The sequence below is a fragment of the Viridibacillus sp. NPDC096237 genome, assembly GCF_050278625.1.
Lineage (GTDB): Bacteria > Bacillota > Bacilli > Bacillales_A > Planococcaceae > Viridibacillus.
The window spans coordinates 30204-46121 of sequence record NZ_JBNNTI010000023.1; the positions used below are offsets into that span (position 1 = coordinate 30204).

16 protein-coding genes and 1 pseudogene are annotated in these 15918 nt (G+C 33.1%); 12 read left to right on the forward strand and 5 right to left on the reverse strand.

Going from position 1 to position 15918, the window contains the following annotated elements:
• Positions 1-589 precede the first annotated feature (589 nt).
• Both ACQKMD_RS13495 and ACQKMD_RS13500 read left to right on the forward strand, forming a co-directional pair.
• Positions 590-718, forward strand: coding sequence for a hypothetical protein (locus tag ACQKMD_RS13495; RefSeq protein WP_427752684.1), 129 nt, complete (start codon positions 590-592; stop codon positions 716-718).
• A gap of 149 nt (positions 719-867) precedes the next feature.
• Positions 868-1977 (forward strand): acyltransferase family protein, encoded by a 1110-nt coding sequence (locus tag ACQKMD_RS13500; RefSeq protein WP_427752652.1) that lies wholly within the window; start codon positions 868-870, stop codon positions 1975-1977.
• Between the two features lie 767 nt (positions 1978-2744).
• Here ACQKMD_RS13500 and ACQKMD_RS13505 read toward each other — a convergent pair.
• Positions 2745-3079, reverse strand: a pseudogene (locus tag ACQKMD_RS13505) (cation:dicarboxylate symporter family transporter); the annotation flags it as partial.
• A gap of 259 nt (positions 3080-3338) precedes the next feature.
• A complete protein-coding gene (locus ACQKMD_RS13510; RefSeq protein WP_427752653.1) occupies positions 3339-4388 on the reverse strand; it encodes a DctP family TRAP transporter solute-binding subunit in 1050 nt (349 codons plus the stop codon).
• A gap of 98 nt (positions 4389-4486) precedes the next feature.
• Between ACQKMD_RS13510 and ACQKMD_RS13515 the strand changes: the two genes are divergently transcribed.
• The 3 genes from ACQKMD_RS13515 (at position 4487) to ACQKMD_RS13525 (ending at position 7434) form a co-directional block, all read left to right on the forward strand.
• Positions 4487-6082 carry an ATP-binding protein gene (locus tag ACQKMD_RS13515; protein WP_427752654.1) on the forward strand — a complete coding sequence of 532 codons (1596 nt, stop codon included), beginning with the start codon at positions 4487-4489 and terminating at the stop codon, positions 6080-6082.
• A 14-nt stretch (positions 6083-6096) separates the two neighbouring features.
• Positions 6097-6780: a response regulator gene (locus ACQKMD_RS13520; protein ID WP_427752655.1), complete on the forward strand. Its 684-nt coding sequence runs from the start codon at positions 6097-6099 to the stop codon at positions 6778-6780.
• Positions 6781-6882: 102 nt separating this feature from the next.
• Complete coding sequence (locus ACQKMD_RS13525; RefSeq protein ID WP_427752656.1) at positions 6883-7434, forward strand: hypothetical protein; 552 nt, start codon at positions 6883-6885, stop codon at positions 7432-7434.
• A 243-nt stretch (positions 7435-7677) separates the two neighbouring features.
• On the opposite strand, the gene ACQKMD_RS13530 is transcribed toward ACQKMD_RS13525, so the two are convergent.
• On the reverse strand, positions 7678-8040 hold the full coding sequence (locus ACQKMD_RS13530) for a hypothetical protein (protein ID WP_427752657.1): 363 nt from the start codon (positions 8038-8040) through the stop codon (positions 7678-7680).
• Between the two features lie 282 nt (positions 8041-8322).
• Here ACQKMD_RS13530 and dhaK point away from each other — a divergent pair, with 282 nt between their 5' ends.
• From dhaK to ACQKMD_RS13565, 7 genes are all read left to right on the forward strand, one after another.
• Positions 8323-9309 (forward strand): dihydroxyacetone kinase subunit DhaK, encoded by a 987-nt coding sequence (dhaK, locus tag ACQKMD_RS13535; protein ID WP_427752659.1) that lies wholly within the window; start codon positions 8323-8325, stop codon positions 9307-9309.
• 13 nt (positions 9310-9322) lie between these two features.
• Positions 9323-9931, forward strand: coding sequence for a dihydroxyacetone kinase subunit DhaL (gene dhaL / locus ACQKMD_RS13540; protein WP_427752660.1), 609 nt, complete (start codon positions 9323-9325; stop codon positions 9929-9931).
• The gene (dhaM, locus tag ACQKMD_RS13545) at positions 9921-10298 is read left to right on the forward strand and encodes a dihydroxyacetone kinase phosphoryl donor subunit DhaM (RefSeq protein WP_427752661.1); all 378 of its coding nucleotides are present in this window, start codon (positions 9921-9923) and stop codon (positions 10296-10298) included. The genes dhaL and dhaM overlap by 11 nt, the downstream gene beginning before the upstream one ends.
• 218 nt (positions 10299-10516) lie before the next feature.
• Positions 10517-11206 (forward strand): hypothetical protein, encoded by a 690-nt coding sequence (locus ACQKMD_RS13550; protein ID WP_427752662.1) that lies wholly within the window; start codon positions 10517-10519, stop codon positions 11204-11206.
• 438 nt (positions 11207-11644) lie between these two features.
• On the forward strand, positions 11645-12304 hold the full coding sequence (locus tag ACQKMD_RS13555) for an ATP-binding cassette domain-containing protein (RefSeq protein ID WP_427752663.1): 660 nt from the start codon (positions 11645-11647) through the stop codon (positions 12302-12304).
• Positions 12250-13119 carry an ATP-binding cassette domain-containing protein gene (locus ACQKMD_RS13560; protein ID WP_427752664.1) on the forward strand — a complete coding sequence of 290 codons (870 nt, stop codon included), beginning with the start codon at positions 12250-12252 and terminating at the stop codon, positions 13117-13119. The genes ACQKMD_RS13555 and ACQKMD_RS13560 overlap by 55 nt, the downstream gene beginning before the upstream one ends.
• Before the next feature lie 237 nt (positions 13120-13356).
• The gene (locus ACQKMD_RS13565) at positions 13357-13881 is read left to right on the forward strand and encodes a hypothetical protein (RefSeq protein ID WP_427752665.1); all 525 of its coding nucleotides are present in this window, start codon (positions 13357-13359) and stop codon (positions 13879-13881) included.
• Between the two features lie 116 nt (positions 13882-13997).
• Here the strand turns inward: ACQKMD_RS13565 and ACQKMD_RS13570 are convergent, their stop codons facing one another.
• Positions 13998-14399 (reverse strand): GNAT family N-acetyltransferase, encoded by a 402-nt coding sequence (locus ACQKMD_RS13570; RefSeq protein ID WP_427752683.1) that lies wholly within the window; start codon positions 14397-14399, stop codon positions 13998-14000.
• Positions 14400-14626: 227 nt separating this feature from the next.
• Positions 14627-15811, reverse strand: coding sequence for an oxalate decarboxylase family bicupin (locus tag ACQKMD_RS13575; RefSeq protein WP_427752666.1), 1185 nt, complete (start codon positions 15809-15811; stop codon positions 14627-14629).
• Positions 15812-15918 lie beyond the last annotated feature (107 nt).

Sequence of the window (15918 nt, forward strand, 5' to 3'; positions counted from 1 at the left end):
ATTCCTCCCTAGAAACCTAGATTTGAATTCATCGAAAATATTGTAGTTATTAGTATTAAGAACCATTTAAAAGATGGAGTGGACTTACAATGTTTTAAAATTTTAAACTGGATCTACCAAATAATTGGACCTTCAGGGATGAAATTCAATCAACAATTCTACCTCTATCCAAATTCAGAAAGACTGGCTAGAGTAACTGTATCTAGATTGTTGAGCTGTTCAGATAGCTCTTTTTTTATTCAACTAAAGGGGGAATGCCGTTTATGTAAATAAATCTTTATAGTATTACAAAGAACTTTGCGGAATGGAGAGGTTCGTTTTTTATTTTTCCCTATTTTAATTAAAATCAACTGTTAGTTAAAATAAAAAGAGCACAGTTACAGAACTGTACTTCTTTTTATTGATATCTCCCTTTTGCTTTGCGAACATTATAAGAAAGTATAATTAATTCTTCAATCAAGGACAAATTCATTAAGATCGATATCGATAATTCCCTCTGTTGAAAGTCTTATCGCTTATCTATTAGACCTTATTCAGTAATTTATTTAAAACATTATTAGCAGGAACACTTTTAAGTACAGGATTATTAGTGGGTGTTGCAGTAGTTACAGAGGATGTGAAAACGGACAAACTAAAATCAAATGAAAAAGTAGAATGGAAACAAACAAAAGTAAAAAAGAACCCGTTACAAGAAATGTTGATGGAACTTGAAATATGATGATAACGTCAGGTAAGTAGTAATAGAATCCCTGTGCATATAGCGCAGGGATTTTTGATACGCAAAAGAAATACATAGTGACTCCCACTACACTAGTATAGTGGCCTTTATTAACAAGCAACATCAATAATTTAAAAGGAGAACATTTTATGAGTAAGAGATTAAGAGAATTAGATTCAATACGAGGATTAGCGGCTTTTGCAGTGGTATTTGGACATTTTTGTTTAATGCTACCATCGTTGCCTAATTATGTTAAATTCTCCCCGCTTAGGTTTTTATGGGCTGGCGGGGAAGCTGTAATCGTTTTTTATGTACTCAGTGGTTTTGTGTTATCTATGGCACTTTATCATTCAAAAACAAATTATTGGGGATATTTAATTAAGCGATTTGTACGAATCTATATCCCTTATTATGTATGGATATTCATCACCTTTGCTTTATTTATTTTGTTTTCGTCGTATGAAGTAACAGGACTACGGGATTGGTTCTATGATAGGTGGCAAGGGTCTATAACAATATTAGATATTATTAATCACCTTGTGCTTCTTAATAACTTTTTTACGGAAAATTATAATCCAGTTATCTGGTCATTGGCTCAAGAAATGCGTATATCAATCGTGTTTCCTTTGTTATTCCTTCTTTTTTATAAACAGAGTTGGAAGAAAACGATACTATTTGCCATGAGCTTTTCTTTAATTAGTATTTTCTTTAATATGTTGCATATTGGGAAAGCTGAGGGATTTTATAATGGTTATGCAGATACACTGCATTTTACATCTATGTTTATGGTAGGAATGTTACTTTTTAAGCATCAGGAAAAACTTATCTACTTATATAGGAATATGAAAAAATTAAATAGAAGACTTCTTACTGCATTAGGGATTATTCTATATTTATATTCCATTTTGATTTATGGATTTTCTCAAAATGATACTACTTTCTTATTAAAAGATTGGGGTGTCGTAATTGGTATTTGTATACTTATTATAATGGCTATGAGTAACCTAAAAGTAAAAGCAATTTTAAATAAGCGTGTATTTGTATACTTAGGAGAAATTTCATATAGTATCTATTTGTGTCATTTTCCAATCATGATGGTACTATTTAAACTTTTGTATGCAAAGATACCTATCCCTTTCCTTTTTATCTTATGTATTACAATGACAATACTTTGTTCTATATTATCGTATCATTTAATTGAAAAAAAATGTATCATTTGGGCGAAACAAAGAACAACAAAGTTTCAAAAAAAAGTGTGATACTTGGAGGGATTTTATTGCTTTAGTAAATATACGAATATTACCGGTTCCTAAGTATATTAGGAATCGGTTAATTCGTATAGACAAATCGGAGCGGGTGAAGAATTTGAAGGTGAGACATTAGTCATTACAGAGTATAATTTAGAGCACTCCAATGATACAAAAGTTTTTCTCAACCTGTATATATTTTTCGCGTACAGTTAAAAGAGAATGACGTAGTTCTTACGGCTCCACCTATTTCTGCAAGGAAATAATGTGAATTTTTTTGTTTTGTATATATGATCATCAGGGTTGCCGTCGACGTTAGTTTTTTCGACAGGCAGATAGAAATAATCTTTTAAAGCAAAAGATCAACCTTCCCCTTCCCAGTTTGGATCAATAGTGCTTAAAAAGGACAATACTGATTGGCGAAAAATTTTGGGAACAAAAATTCAAGGAGTAGTTTGGATTTTTCGGGTTTAGCAGATATTACAGGTGATGGTACAAAGGAATACTTAAAATAAACGAAAGCATATTCAACTAAATGTTGAATGACAACAAGGTCGGTAAACAGATAAAAAACTTAGAAACTGACATTCAACGGTATAAATGAAAGTAAAAAAATAAAATCAAATAAAAAACTCGATCCATTATGGGTCGAGTTTTTTTTAGTTAAATTTATTTAAGGCTGTTTTCTAAGGATGTTTGTTCTTCAACTAACGAAGCAGGTTACTTTAAGAAGGATTTATAATTCTTTTCTAATTGGGAAAATTAATTAGAAAAGTGCCCATGATAAAACTTGCAATGCCGTGTTCAGATTTTGCAGCCTGTTTTGTGAATTGCGCTACATCACTTGTAGTTGCAGAAGAAGTATCTAAACCTTTACCTGGTTGAATAATATGTACAACGATTAATCCTATTTTTAGAGCAATAGATGACACGATTTCAAAATAGATTAATGCTTTTCCTTCGAATTGGAGCAATTAACATTTTAATTAATTTAATGAAAATATCAGCAAGCACTTTTAATTGTGACCCGAAAGTGGGGAACAATGCGCCTACTACAATTAAGCATAATTGCACAGATAACTTGAACTGTTAAATTTTTAAAGTTAATTCTCATATGACAGGCCTTCTTTGTAGTTATTATTGATACGCTTTCAATGATTCCATCATAACGCTGTTGTTAAAGTTTTAAATGTTATGGTGATAAAGTTCCTTTTGGTCATATTGGTCTTGAATTGTGTTGAAATTTATATTCCCTCCAAAACATAGTCATATCAAGGTATAAGAAAAAGCCTTGTAGAAAACCAAGGCTTAAAAAAAATTATATTACACATAGATTAAACTTGTGTTGTAATAGTACAGAAGTGTAGCTGATGTTATTTCTTGTTGATTTCTTTTTCGATTTCCTGCAAAAAGGTTTCACTTACCTGTTTACGATAATTATCGTAAATTGGTTTGAAAAGTTTTTGCCATCTTTGTTTTTCATCATTCGATAACGTGTTGATTTGAACATCGGATATTTGTTGTAAACTCTCCAAATCTTTATCATTCATTTGCTTAGAATGTTCAAAATTCCAAGCTGTAGCCTCATTTATAGCCTGAACAACTTCTTCCTGTAAATCTGATGGTAAGCTATTATAAAAATCCTCGTTCATCATAATAGCATAGCCTAGTACACCATGATTTGTAATAGTTAAGTTTTTTTGTAGTTTATAAAAGCCTTTAGAGTAAATGTTGGAAATTGTATTTTCTTGCGCATTTAGTTCTTTTTTTTCTAATTCTGTATATAGTTCATCAAAGGAAGTTGCAAACGGGGTAGCGTGAAATAACTTAAATTGCTGCTGCAAGACTTTACTTGGCATGGCACGCACTTTTAGTCCCTCAAAATCTTCTGCGGTAAGTATTGGTTCACCAGAAGATAATATTTGTTTAAAACCATTATTCCAAAAAGCTAACCCCTTAATATTAAATCGCCCTAGTTGATTTAATAATTGTTCTCCGAAAGGCCCTGTTAAAACCTGTTCGACTTCATCTTCCGTATGAAATAAATAAGGTAAATCTAATACTTGCCATGTCGGCAGCATTGTCGTCATTTTCGAAAACGATGGTGCAATCATCTCAACATCTCCGCGTTCCAAAGCATCCAACTCATTATTATCATTATAGAGTAAGCCGTTTGGATAGATTACAACGCGAATTCGACCATCTGTTTTTTGTTCTAATAATTCAGCGAATTTTATTGCAGTTTGTCCCTTAGGTGTATCTTCTGCTACAATATGGCTAAAATTGATGACGATTTGGTCATTTAATCCGCCTTGTTCTTCATCGATTGGTAATGTAGAATCTAGTCCAGACTTTTGTTGATAGCCTATGATACCAATAAGTACTATTAAAGTGATGATAGCTGTAGTAATATATAGACGCATTTATGTTCTCCATTACATTCTGACATTTTTCTTTACATTCTAACACAGTTTCTAATGTTACAATGAAGGCATTCTAAAAATATTCAAGGGGAAGCGCGATGAAAACAAAGCAAATATCAATGAATAGTAAAATAATGTCGCTCACCTTTTTCCTTATCGTTTTTTCACTATTAGTTGCGGGAATTTTCGTTCTCGGAAATATTATGAAAACAAAAGAAAAAGAGCTCGGAACTGAAGCAATGTTAATAGCAAGGACGGTAGGGAAATTACCAGAAATACGAGAGCATCTTGTTTCAAATACATCGTTTGAAAAAAAATCTGCTACAATCAATCAAACAGTTGAAGGCATTCGTGTCATAAATAAGGCAGATTATATTGTTGTTTTAGATATGGAACATAGACGATTATCACATCCTGTCAAAAGCATGATAGGACAAACCTCTAATACCGTTGATGAAAGTGCAGCTTTTGTTGAACATTATTATATTTCCAAAGCAAAAGGTGAAATCGGTAACGTGGTTCGTGCATTCGTTCCAGTAATGAATGAAGAGCACAAGCAGGTTGGGGTTGTGATCGTTGGCTACAGTTTACCATCTGTTTTAGAGATTATTAATAGTATTCAAAGTGAAATAATAATAGCGACCATGCTTAGCCTCTTTTTTGGAGCGTGGGGGGCGTGGGTATTAGGTCGTCATATGAAAAAGCAGATGTTCGGCTTAGAGCCACATGAAATTGCAAGACTTTATGTAGAGCGAACAGAAACATTTAATGCGATGCATGAGGGTATTATCGCGATTGACAATGAATCTACAGTGACCATTTTTAACAACAAAGCTCGGCAAATCCTTGGTGTAGAAGGTGACGACTTTATTGGCAAGAAAATCTATCATATTTTACCTGATACACGTTTGCCTGAAATTCTTGACTATAACAAACCTGTATATAACAAAGAGCTCTTCATTAATCAGCATAGTATTATGAGCAATCGTGTACCAATTGAAGTTAATAATGAAACAGTAGGGGCTATCGCTATATTCCAAGACCGTACAGAAGTGAATAAGCTTGCGGAGGAATTGACAGGGGTTCAAGAATTTGTACAAGCATTGCGTATTCAAAATCATGAACATAAAAACAAAATGCATACTGTAGCAGGGCTATTACAGCTTGGGCACTACGATCAAGCGCTAGCTTATATTGTAAAAGTAAAAGAGCAACAAGATGGTATTACAAATTTTTTAGATGAGAGGATAAAAAACCAGAACATCTCTGGCCTATTATTAAGTAAAATTAATCATGGCAAAGAGCTAGGTATTGAAGTAGAAATTGATATGAACAGCCAGCTGTCCTATATACCTGAAAGCCTAGCATTCAATGATTTCGTAATCCTTCTAGGTAATCTAATCGAAAATGCTTTTGATGCACTACAGAATGTAAAAAGAGAAGAAAAGCATGTTCTGATAAGTATTGATCAAGACGAACATACTCTATCTATTCTAGTAGAAGACAATGGAACAGGTATTCATGAAGACAAACTGGAGCAAATTTTTCAGAATGGTTTTACAACAAAAGCACAAAAAAATCACGGCATCGGGTTATACTTAATTGATGAAATTGTGAAAAAAGGAAACGGTACAATTGAAGTGTCCAGTAAACCTGGTGAAGGTACTAGCTTTTTCATCACTTTTTATTTATAAAGGAGGGCTAGAGTATGCTTCCCATTTCTGTGTTATTAGTAGAAGATGACCCAATGGTACGCCAAGTAAATCGTCAATTTATCGAACGTGTCAAAGGATTTCGCATAGTCGGTACTGCAGGGAACGGTATTGAAGGGATGAAACAGATTAAGCAGTTGAAGCCAGATCTAGTCGTCATGGACATATTCATGCCAGAACAAGACGGCATTAAAACTCTGCAAAAGCTTCGTGAAAGTGATACAAAGGTGGATGTCATCACAGTGACAGCCGCTAACGATATGAAAACGATTCAACATGTGTTACAACTCGGAGTATTTGATTACATTATGAAACCATTTACATACGAACGCATTAAACATACTCTTGAAAATTACATGCATTTTAAAGAGAAAGTATCCGAAAAAAACGAATTGACTCAACGTGAACTCGACGAATTATTACATCATCAACAAAATACTAGAAAAGAGCCGAATAACTTACCAAAAGGTCTAAACGGTTCTACATTAGAGAAAATTGTTTCTTATATTGAAAAACAAGAAGCAGCCATTTCTGCTGAAGAAGTTGCCAATGGTGTCGGCCTTGCACGTGTCACTGCACGCCGTTACCTTGATTATCTAGAAAAACAGCAAAAAGTCGTCATCGATATTCAATACGGGGGTGTAGGTAGACCGGTTAATCAATATCGGATTATTCATTAATATGGTAATACTGCGATTAGTTGAATTTTAGGAACTGTTGAAATTCTACTATACTTACAAAAAGGCATACCAGTTAGTGAGCAAATTAAAGGTGGTGAAAATATGTTAATTAAAACTAATAAATTATTGAAAGCATTTCCAACTGAATTAAAGGAAGATGTGAGTAGAGTTTTAAGTATGATTAAACAATCAAACAAGCTAGACTTTTCATCTGGTTTTGAGGTTAATTTTAGTGGAAGTAAGTTGATTATTCCTGAACGAATATATATGAATGAACCTTCCTTATTGCAATACAACACATTAACAGATAGACAACAAGTAATATTAAATTGTTTATTTACAAGACATCATGATGGGTTTATTAGAGAAGAACATTTAAAAAAGATAATTAATCAATGTAATAACTACAATTGGATAATTCCCTATATAATTCAACTTGCAGGGGAGTATGTAATCGAAATTTTAAAAGTGATAAAAGATAATTTAGATAATATTGATAAGGCTATAACAACAGAGTTTATTGCAGAAAATGCAACATTTTATAATACAATTGAAAGTAGAGTAATCAGTTATTGGAATTGTTATTATCGAAGTAAATATCCAGCAAAAACAGATTATGTAGGTTATGAAATCATTGAGTATTTCAATGCGTAAATGTTCTTTATATTAGGTTAAGTTTAATTTAAAGGGGGGGATTCTTTTTTTGAATCCCCCTAATTTTATTTGAAAAATTCAAAATGCAATTTTCGAACTCATCTTCAAATGATAAAAATTCCCCTACCGATATTCAATAAAAAATTTATCTAACAAGGTGATACAACACTTCAATGAAAACGTATCTATAATGATAGTAAAAAGCTTGTGATTTTGGAAATCAACAAGCTTTTTTATAAACCTTTAAATATCTTGGAGTGTACCCCATACTACAGAAATATATGGCTTCGTATTAACAATCAAATCTTTCATTAATGAACCTTTGAATGATACTTGAATAGATTCCTCGCCATTATTTTTAGTAATGACTAAACCTGCTACTTCTTCTAAATCTAATTCCATTCGTATCCTTTTTTCGTCTCTCCAAATTAATCTTAGTCGATTTATCGCAGGTTCAATAATTACTTCAAGTATTTCGTTATTTCGTCTCAATACAAATGTGAGTTCGTTATAATACCAATCTAAGTCTTTGTCTAATATCTCTGGTATTGATTCAAATATATCAATCAGTTCATACATTTCTGGGAAAGTTTCGATTGTATTCATCTTCTCTCTAATGTTGCTATAGTATATCGATTATTAAAACGTTTTCTATAGTATAAATGATTATTATTAAAATAATAATCTCTTTTTTAAATTTTGAATCAGTTATCTCTATGTAAAGAAGACAATTGGTTTTATTCACATATTTATTACTGCGAATTGTATTAGAGTTCGCCTATTTCCCCAGTTAACTGCATAGATTAGTGTTAGCAGACAAATAGTAGAATGAAAGATTTTATTTGTGCAACAATTTAAGCTTATGTAGTTTTCATAGGGGGTAAGATGGTGAAGAAAATTATTAATCAACCTGAACAAGTGCTAGTGGATATGTTGGCGGGATACAAACTAGTCCACTATGACGTGACGTATTTAGAAGATACACATGTCATTACACGCTCTCAATTTACAACAAATAAAGTCGGTATCATTAGTGGGGGTGGAAGTGGGCATGAGCCTGCACATGCAGGTTTTGTTGGTCAAGGGATGCTAGATGCAGCAGTATGTGGACATGTTTTTACCTCTCCTACACCCGATCAAGTATTTAGTGCCATAAAAGCTGCAGATCAAGGCTCAGGTGTTTTCCTTGTCATTAAGAATTATAGTGGGAATTGCATGAATTTTGAAATGGCAAAGGATCTGGCAGAGTTAGAAGGTACTGCAGTAGACTACGTTATAGTCAATGATGATGTTGCTGTATTCGATAGTAGCTATACAGAGGGGCGTCGCGGAGTTGCCGGTACAATAATAGTGCATAAAATTATCGGTGCAGCCGCAGAAAAAGGGGCCTCTCTTGAAGAAATTAAAACGCTAGCAGAAAGTGTCGTAGCACATCTTGCCACTGTTGGCGTTGCTATAAAACCTGCCATTGTTCCTGAGATTGGTAAGCCTGGTTTTGACTTAGACAAGGATGAAATGGAGTTTGGTATTGGGATACACGGAGAACCTGGTTATAGCCGTGAAAAAATCAAAACTTCTCGTGAAATTGCAGAAGCGTTAATTCATAAAATTGAAGTGGAAACCAAATGGACGACGGATCAAACTCTTGCTGTACTTATTAACGGTATGGGTGCTACGCCACTTATGGAGCAATATATTTTCGCACATGATTGTTTAAATATATTGCAGGAAAAAGGCTACAAAGTACAATTTAAAAAAGTCGGGAATTACATGACTGCTATTGATATGGCAGGTGTGTCTTTAACATTATTACAATTAGAAGATGCGAAATGGCTTGAATATTTAACTGAAAGTACACTAGCACCTGCTTGGTAAGGGGGAGTTTCTAATGATCATCACAAAAGTGTCTGCACAAAAATGGTTCACCTTATTTGCAGAAAAAGTAATTCAAGATAAAGAACAATTAAGTGAATACGATCGTATTATTGGTGATGGAGACCACGGCATGAACATGGCAAGGGGAGCGCAACAATTACTCTCTTCATGGCAAGAAACGCCACCTGTTCATTTAGCAGATGTATTTAAGCATGCTGCGATGAAATGGATTAGTGGGGTAGGTGGCGCTTCAGGCCCTCTATATGGTACGGCGTTTCTAGAAATGGCAAAAGCCATTGGCACGAAAGAAGAGTTACAGCATGATGAATTAGTAAATGTAATCAAAGCCGGATTTGATGGGATAAAAAAACGAGGGAAATCAGATGTCGGTCAGAAAACAATGCTAGATTTATGGGCGCCAGCTATTGAATCCTTAGAAGAAAAACAGCTAACAACAGAGATTTTAGAAACAACCCTAACAAAGGTTACCGAGTTAAAGGCAACTAAAGGCAGAGCATCCTTCCTAGGCGATAGATCTATAAAGGAAATAGACCCAGGTGCCGCGTCCTCTAAACTATTTTTTGAAGCACTTTTAGAAGCAGGTGATTTAAATGGCTACTAATATTGGCATAGTATTAGTGTCACATAGTAAGGATATCGCTAAAGGTTTATATGATTTAATACACCAAGTTGCACCTAATGTGTCTATAACATATGTCGGTGGAACAGTGGATGGTGATATTGGCACCAGCTTTGAAACAGTTCAACATGCGATTGAGGAAAATACATGTGATCAACTTTTTGCTTTTTATGATTTGGGTAGTGCCAAGATGAATCTTGAAATGGTTGCGGAACTCTCAGAGAAAGAAATTGAGATTATGGATGTCTCGTTTATTGAAGGTGTCTATTGTACAGCTGCATTATTTGAAATGAATACAGATTTACCTTCAGTAATAAATGAGTTAGAGAAATTAATGATAAAAAGATAAGACTAAATTAACTCTAAAAGTCTTTTAAAGTTCTATAAAAACCACCTCTTTTGTTATAATAGAGGTGATTTTTTATTGTATTTTTATGTTAAAGTTGATGTGGAGATAATGAAGAAATGTACTTAAACAAAAAGGTCTGTTTGGTTGATCAAGGAATGCATTAAAATGTTAATTATTCTTGTAGTATTTAATTAACACGAAAAATGGGAGTGATTCATATGGGAAATACGCTATTTACCGCATTTAGTCTTTCAGGTAACAATGGATTAAAAAGCCATTTAAAAATGAGAGAGAAATCAAATCGTTTTACCCTCATTCAATCTAAGGTAATATCTAACAATGTAATGCAGTATCTTTATGAACGCAACGGAATACAAATTTATAGCTTTGGATTTCTATTAGAGGACGAAAACGGCATTGATTCGTATCTTTTTATTGAAAACAATGAAATATATGAACAATTTGTTTCACATCTAAAGGAAAAAGATGCAAATGAGCTAAGCATTGACGTATATTTAGATGTTCATAATAACGAGGAAACAGAGCAGAAGTTAAGTCAATTGTTCCAAAAAGAAAAAGATTCGGAAGAGGAATCGTATTATTGTCATTTATTTGGTCAACAAATGTGGAAAGGTAATGCTTATATGGTTGCGAATCGAGCTGCATTACTAGGAATAAAAGAGGCGATTGAAGTTGCTTTAGAAAATGAAGAGTCAAGAGTAACAATGTTTCCTTCTGATGGGGAAGCCTATGATTTGTTTATCAAATGTACAAATGAAGGGTTTGATTGGGAACAAATTAATTTACCTTATCATAATCCAGAGGTAATTGAAAATGAAAAAGACCAAACAAAAAAACCTGCTAAATTTTTTGAAAGATTTAAAAGGATATTAGCATTTGCGGATTAATATAGGTTAATTCAAGGGAAAGTGAAATAGTTAAAATTAATTCTAAATCTACAATTGATGACCTTTTTCTAAAATCAATAGTTACATACTAAGTTCGTTTTACTGTTATTATGAAATCAAAATCCGTTCTATTATATCAAATATATTCATATAAAGTTAAAATTTAGTTGACACTGGAATTTACTTTATGCTATATTTCGTGTAATAGCTTTGAAGGGATGATGAGTGGACAATGGTAAACTAATTCTATTTTTTACAAAAAAGTATAAACATGTACTTGTAAAATAGGATTAGTCTGCTCATTTATCATATTTCGAAGAACCTAATGCGTTAGAAATAGGTTTATTTGACATGAAATGAATAAATATATGAATCGACTAATCCTTCCAAATTAATGGGGGGATTTTTTTGTTTCCTCTCATACTAGAGGTGATTTGAATGACAGAGAATATTCTTATAAAAAATGTGACATTTAAATACTTATCGATGTTAAAACCGATTTTTAAAAATGTAAATTTAAACATCAACGAAAATTGGAAGTTAGGACTTGTTGGCAGGAATGGTCGAGGAAAAACAACCTTTTTAAAAATACTTTTAAACCAACTTGAGTACAAAGGTTCTATACAGTCAACATTAGGTTTTAAATATTTCCCGTCATATCCAGACATTAATAATAAGTTAACCGCGTTAGAAGTATTACTTAAACAAAACCCGCATATCGATATTTGGCAAATTGAGCGTGAGTTAACCTATATGGATTTATCGCATGACATTTTAGATGGAAATTTTAATGTATTAAGTGGTGGGGAACAAACAAAACTTTTGCTAATTGAGTTATTTTTGAATGAAAATTCATTTCCTCTAATTGATGAACCGACAAATAATTTAGATTTGCATGGCAGAAAAATCGTTAGTCAATATTTAAAGAAGAAAAAGGGGTTTATTGTTATTAGCCATGATGAATCTTTTTTAAATCAATTCGTTGATCATGTTTTAGCAATTAATAAGGAATCTATTGACATAATTAGCGGCAATGTAGATACGTGGATGAAAAAGCAAATGCAGATATGCTTTCTGAAGAAAAGAATGCCCAACTAAAAACGGAAATTAAACGACTAAATGATGTTTCCAGCCAAATGAGTACCTGGGGGCTAAAAAGAGAGAATAGTACAAGAGATGCCTCAGCAAGACGATCAGCTGCAAAACAAATGAAAAGAGCTAAAGCAGTCAAAAAACGAACAGAAGTGATGATTGAAGAAAAGGAAAGTCTCCTTCATAATATCGAAAATGTTTCTGAACTTAAAATGATTGTTAAACAGCCAAGAAAACAGATATTATTCTTTCGGGATTTTTCGATTTTAAGAGATGGGATACCTCTTTTTGAACCGATTAATATAGATGTTTATCCAACTGAACGATTCTTTATTGAAGGGAAGAATGGAGTGGGTAAATCTACTCTATTAAATTTTATCCTTGGAAGAGAACAGCTAGAAACTATAGGTGAATATCGAATAAGTTTACCTGAACACCGATCTATACTAAGTCAAAAAAAACAAGAGGATTTAGATTATTTTTCCCTGCTCAATCAATTATCTACAAAAGAAGAAAAGGAAGAATATTGGCATCTATTATATCAATTAGGAATTGAACGTTCTAGTTTTTCTGATAAATCAAGTGAGAATTGGAGTGCTGGTGAACAGAAAAAAGTACTATTAGCAAATGCATTATTAGGTAAAAATGAGTTGTTTATTTGGGACGAGGTAACCAATTATTTAGATATGTTCGTGGTAAATCAGCTGATAGATTCGATAAAGAAGTATCAACCAACTATGATTGGTGTAGACCATAATGAATATTTCGTTAATGCTATAGCTACTAAAAAGATAGAATTAAACTCTTTTATTAATAGATAATTTCTATGCTAATTATTGTAAATATATAGGTGTGCATCAATAAATAATTTTGTTGTTGTAGTAAATGAGGTTTATACCATAAAACACGCCTTAATCGGCAAAATAACACAATGATTTTCGTAAATAATTGAAATAATTTCATGAAATAGAAACATACTATATTTTAAATAGCCAATTCATATTAGCGTTTCCATTTTGAATATATTTAAGAGATTAACTAAAAGGGGACAAAATACATTGACTAAAAAGAAAACAATTATTTTATTAGTTGGATTTTTTCTCTGCCTCTGTGGATGGCAATCCGTTAAATCATCAGAACAAAGGAGTATAGAAAAAGACTATTATAACTTAGGTTACAAATCTGTTTCAGATGCAATACAGGAAGCCGAATCTTATTATAAAACAAACTTAGATTTACCAATAAAATTGCCACCATTAGATTTTACCCACTCTTTCGGACGATTTGACCAAGGAAATGAGAATCTTGAGATTGAATATTTAAATGAGCAAAAACATTTTAATTACATTATAAATGTCTCCCCTTCTAGAAAAGGTAATACTTTACTTAATCGTACAAATCATTCTAAAATAATACCTCTAAAAGACGGAACAAAAGCTTATTATTCAACAGCAGGAATAGATAAAAATATTTCAAGTATTCTTATGTTTAATAAAAATAATTGGACTTATATGTTAAGTATTGAGAAAAGTCTATTAGACAATCCTGTTACAACATTGGTGGAAATTGCAAATTCGTTATGAAATTAATGCGCTATAAAGTCCCCAATAAATAGAGTTGATTCTGCATAAGCAGAGAATCAACTCTATTTATCTTTTGTTATTTTAGAGTAAATTCTAAAAAGGCTCCTTACCAAAATCTATTTTTTGTACCCTATTAAAGTCATACGACTGTTTATTTGACGTTCGAAGTCTGTTCGTTTATATCCGATTTTTTCATATAAATAACAATTGCTATTTTCCTGTAATATCGTTTGAAGTTCCCATACATTGTATTCAGAGAATAAGTCTTCAGCAAGTAACATCGCTTTTTGTGCGATTCCTTTACCTTGATATTCAGGGAGAATAAAGATAGGACTAATCCAGTTGCTATTATTTCGTTGAACGATTCTTATTGCACCAACAAATTTATTGTCAGATATGATTTTGAAAAAAGAGCCGTTCTGTATTTTTTCTGTCAAACGTTCAATCGATTCATTTGCTGGATTGGTTTCATAATCTTGGTATTTATCTAATAATTTTTGAAACGCCTTCTTCTGCATTGCATGAAGCATATGTACTTCTTCTATTTCCATTTTAACCAATTCAACAACCACAATGCCTACCTCCAATGTTATATAAATAAAACTACCTTTAAGAGATTATATTCGACAAATATTTCCTTAAACCTTTTAAAGAAAGCGAAAAAGGATGCCTAACTTTTTCAACGTGAGACATCCTTTTTCATTGGAATTAAATTATCCTTTAAGTTGTAAAGTGCAATTCATCGCTATCTAGGATAGTAAGAAAAGCCAGGGAATTTAACGACTGGATATTTGACTTTATTCAAGACATCCAATAATTCTGGTCCGACATTTAAATTTCCTTCAATTAGGTCATGAGGAGTAAGTGCCATCCACTGATTTAACGATACATCGGCAAATCGATCGCTTTTGAACATTTCCAAAAACCATAAGCTTTCAGTACCAGTATTTTGGATATAGTGTCCATTAGCAAAAGGTACATAGCCGACATCACCAGCACGATAATCAAATGTACGAGCAATACCGTTACCACCAAATACAGTCATTCGTCCCTGTCCTGATAGGTAATACTGCCACTCATCGTTATTTGGATGCCAATGGAGTTCTCTCATCGCACCCGGTTCAATCTTCACAAGGGCAGCTGCAATTTTTTTAGAAATAGGAAAATTAGAGGAGTCTACAATTCGTACAGTGCCTCCAGGGATTTTCATTGGTTTTTGCGCTAGTAACTTATGCTTAAAGCTTTCAGGAATGGTTCCATAAGGCGATTGTACCTTTTCACTTTGCAGGGGACCTGGAACCTTATCTTGAAAAATATAGACCTGCTCTATTGGAATGTTATCGAAAGCATTAATAGGTACTCCAAAATTAGCAGACAGTACATCTTTGGGTGTGTGAGCAAACCAATCTGAGATGGATAAAGTACTCAAATCGGAAAAGGAGCCGTCATCGAAGACGAGTAAGAATTCACAGTGTTCTAACCCTTGGATTGAGTGTGGTAGACCAGGTGGGAAGTACCAAAGGTCGCCTGGGCCAACATCAGCAATGAAGTTACGACCTTCTGAATCAATGGATGTGATTCGTGCATGACCGGATATCATAAAAGACCATTCTGCTTGTTGATGCCAATGCAATTCTCGTACACCTCCAGCAGTCAAGCTCATATTTACTCCTGCAAGTGTTGTCGCAATGGGCAATTCCCTAACTGTGATCTCTCTTGACCATCCACCATGATTTAACGTCATAGAAGTGTCTGAAAACGAAAATCGCATGTTAGGGAGCAAACCACCATCCGTCTTTGGTGGTACTAGTAAGTCAGGGTTTTCAAGATCCCTCATAATATCCCTGGGACCTGTATCATAACCTCCTTCACCGTTATTACGGATAGGCTGAGGTATATTTTCTTCTATATTTCGGTTTGGATTATCCAATTCATAGACTCCTCTCACTATATAGCATTTTCGTGCATTCATACTAAATGATATATGTTACGGGATTTGTCTAAATGACTATTTCCATTTATTGTGATAAAGTTATT

What these genes read in the sequence shown, in the direction of transcription:
- ACQKMD_RS13510 (WP_427752653.1), bottom strand. Translation starts at nt 4,388, where the DNA reads ATGCGTCTATATATTACTACAGCTATCATCACTTTAATAGTACTTATT.
- dhaM (WP_427752661.1), top strand. Translation starts at nt 9,921, where the DNA reads ATGGCTACTAATATTGGCATAGTATTAGTGTCACATAGTAAGGATATC.
- ACQKMD_RS13525 (WP_427752656.1), top strand. Translation starts at nt 6,883, where the DNA reads ATGTTAATTAAAACTAATAAATTATTGAAAGCATTTCCAACTGAATTA.
- ACQKMD_RS13570 (WP_427752683.1), bottom strand. Translation starts at nt 14,399, where the DNA reads ATGCAGAAGAAGGCGTTTCAAAAATTATTAGATAAATACCAAGATTAT.
- ACQKMD_RS13515 (WP_427752654.1), top strand. Translation starts at nt 4,487, where the DNA reads ATGAAAACAAAGCAAATATCAATGAATAGTAAAATAATGTCGCTCACC.
- ACQKMD_RS13520 (WP_427752655.1), top strand. Translation starts at nt 6,097, where the DNA reads ATGCTTCCCATTTCTGTGTTATTAGTAGAAGATGACCCAATGGTACGC.
- ACQKMD_RS13530 (WP_427752657.1), bottom strand. Translation starts at nt 8,040, where the DNA reads ATGAATACAATCGAAACTTTCCCAGAAATGTATGAACTGATTGATATA.
- ACQKMD_RS13555 (WP_427752663.1), top strand. Translation starts at nt 11,645, where the DNA reads ATGACAGAGAATATTCTTATAAAAAATGTGACATTTAAATACTTATCG.
- dhaL (WP_427752660.1), top strand. Translation starts at nt 9,323, where the DNA reads ATGATCATCACAAAAGTGTCTGCACAAAAATGGTTCACCTTATTTGCA.
- ACQKMD_RS13500 (WP_427752652.1), top strand. Translation starts at nt 868, where the DNA reads ATGAGTAAGAGATTAAGAGAATTAGATTCAATACGAGGATTAGCGGCT.
- ACQKMD_RS13550 (WP_427752662.1), top strand. Translation starts at nt 10,517, where the DNA reads ATGGGAAATACGCTATTTACCGCATTTAGTCTTTCAGGTAACAATGGA.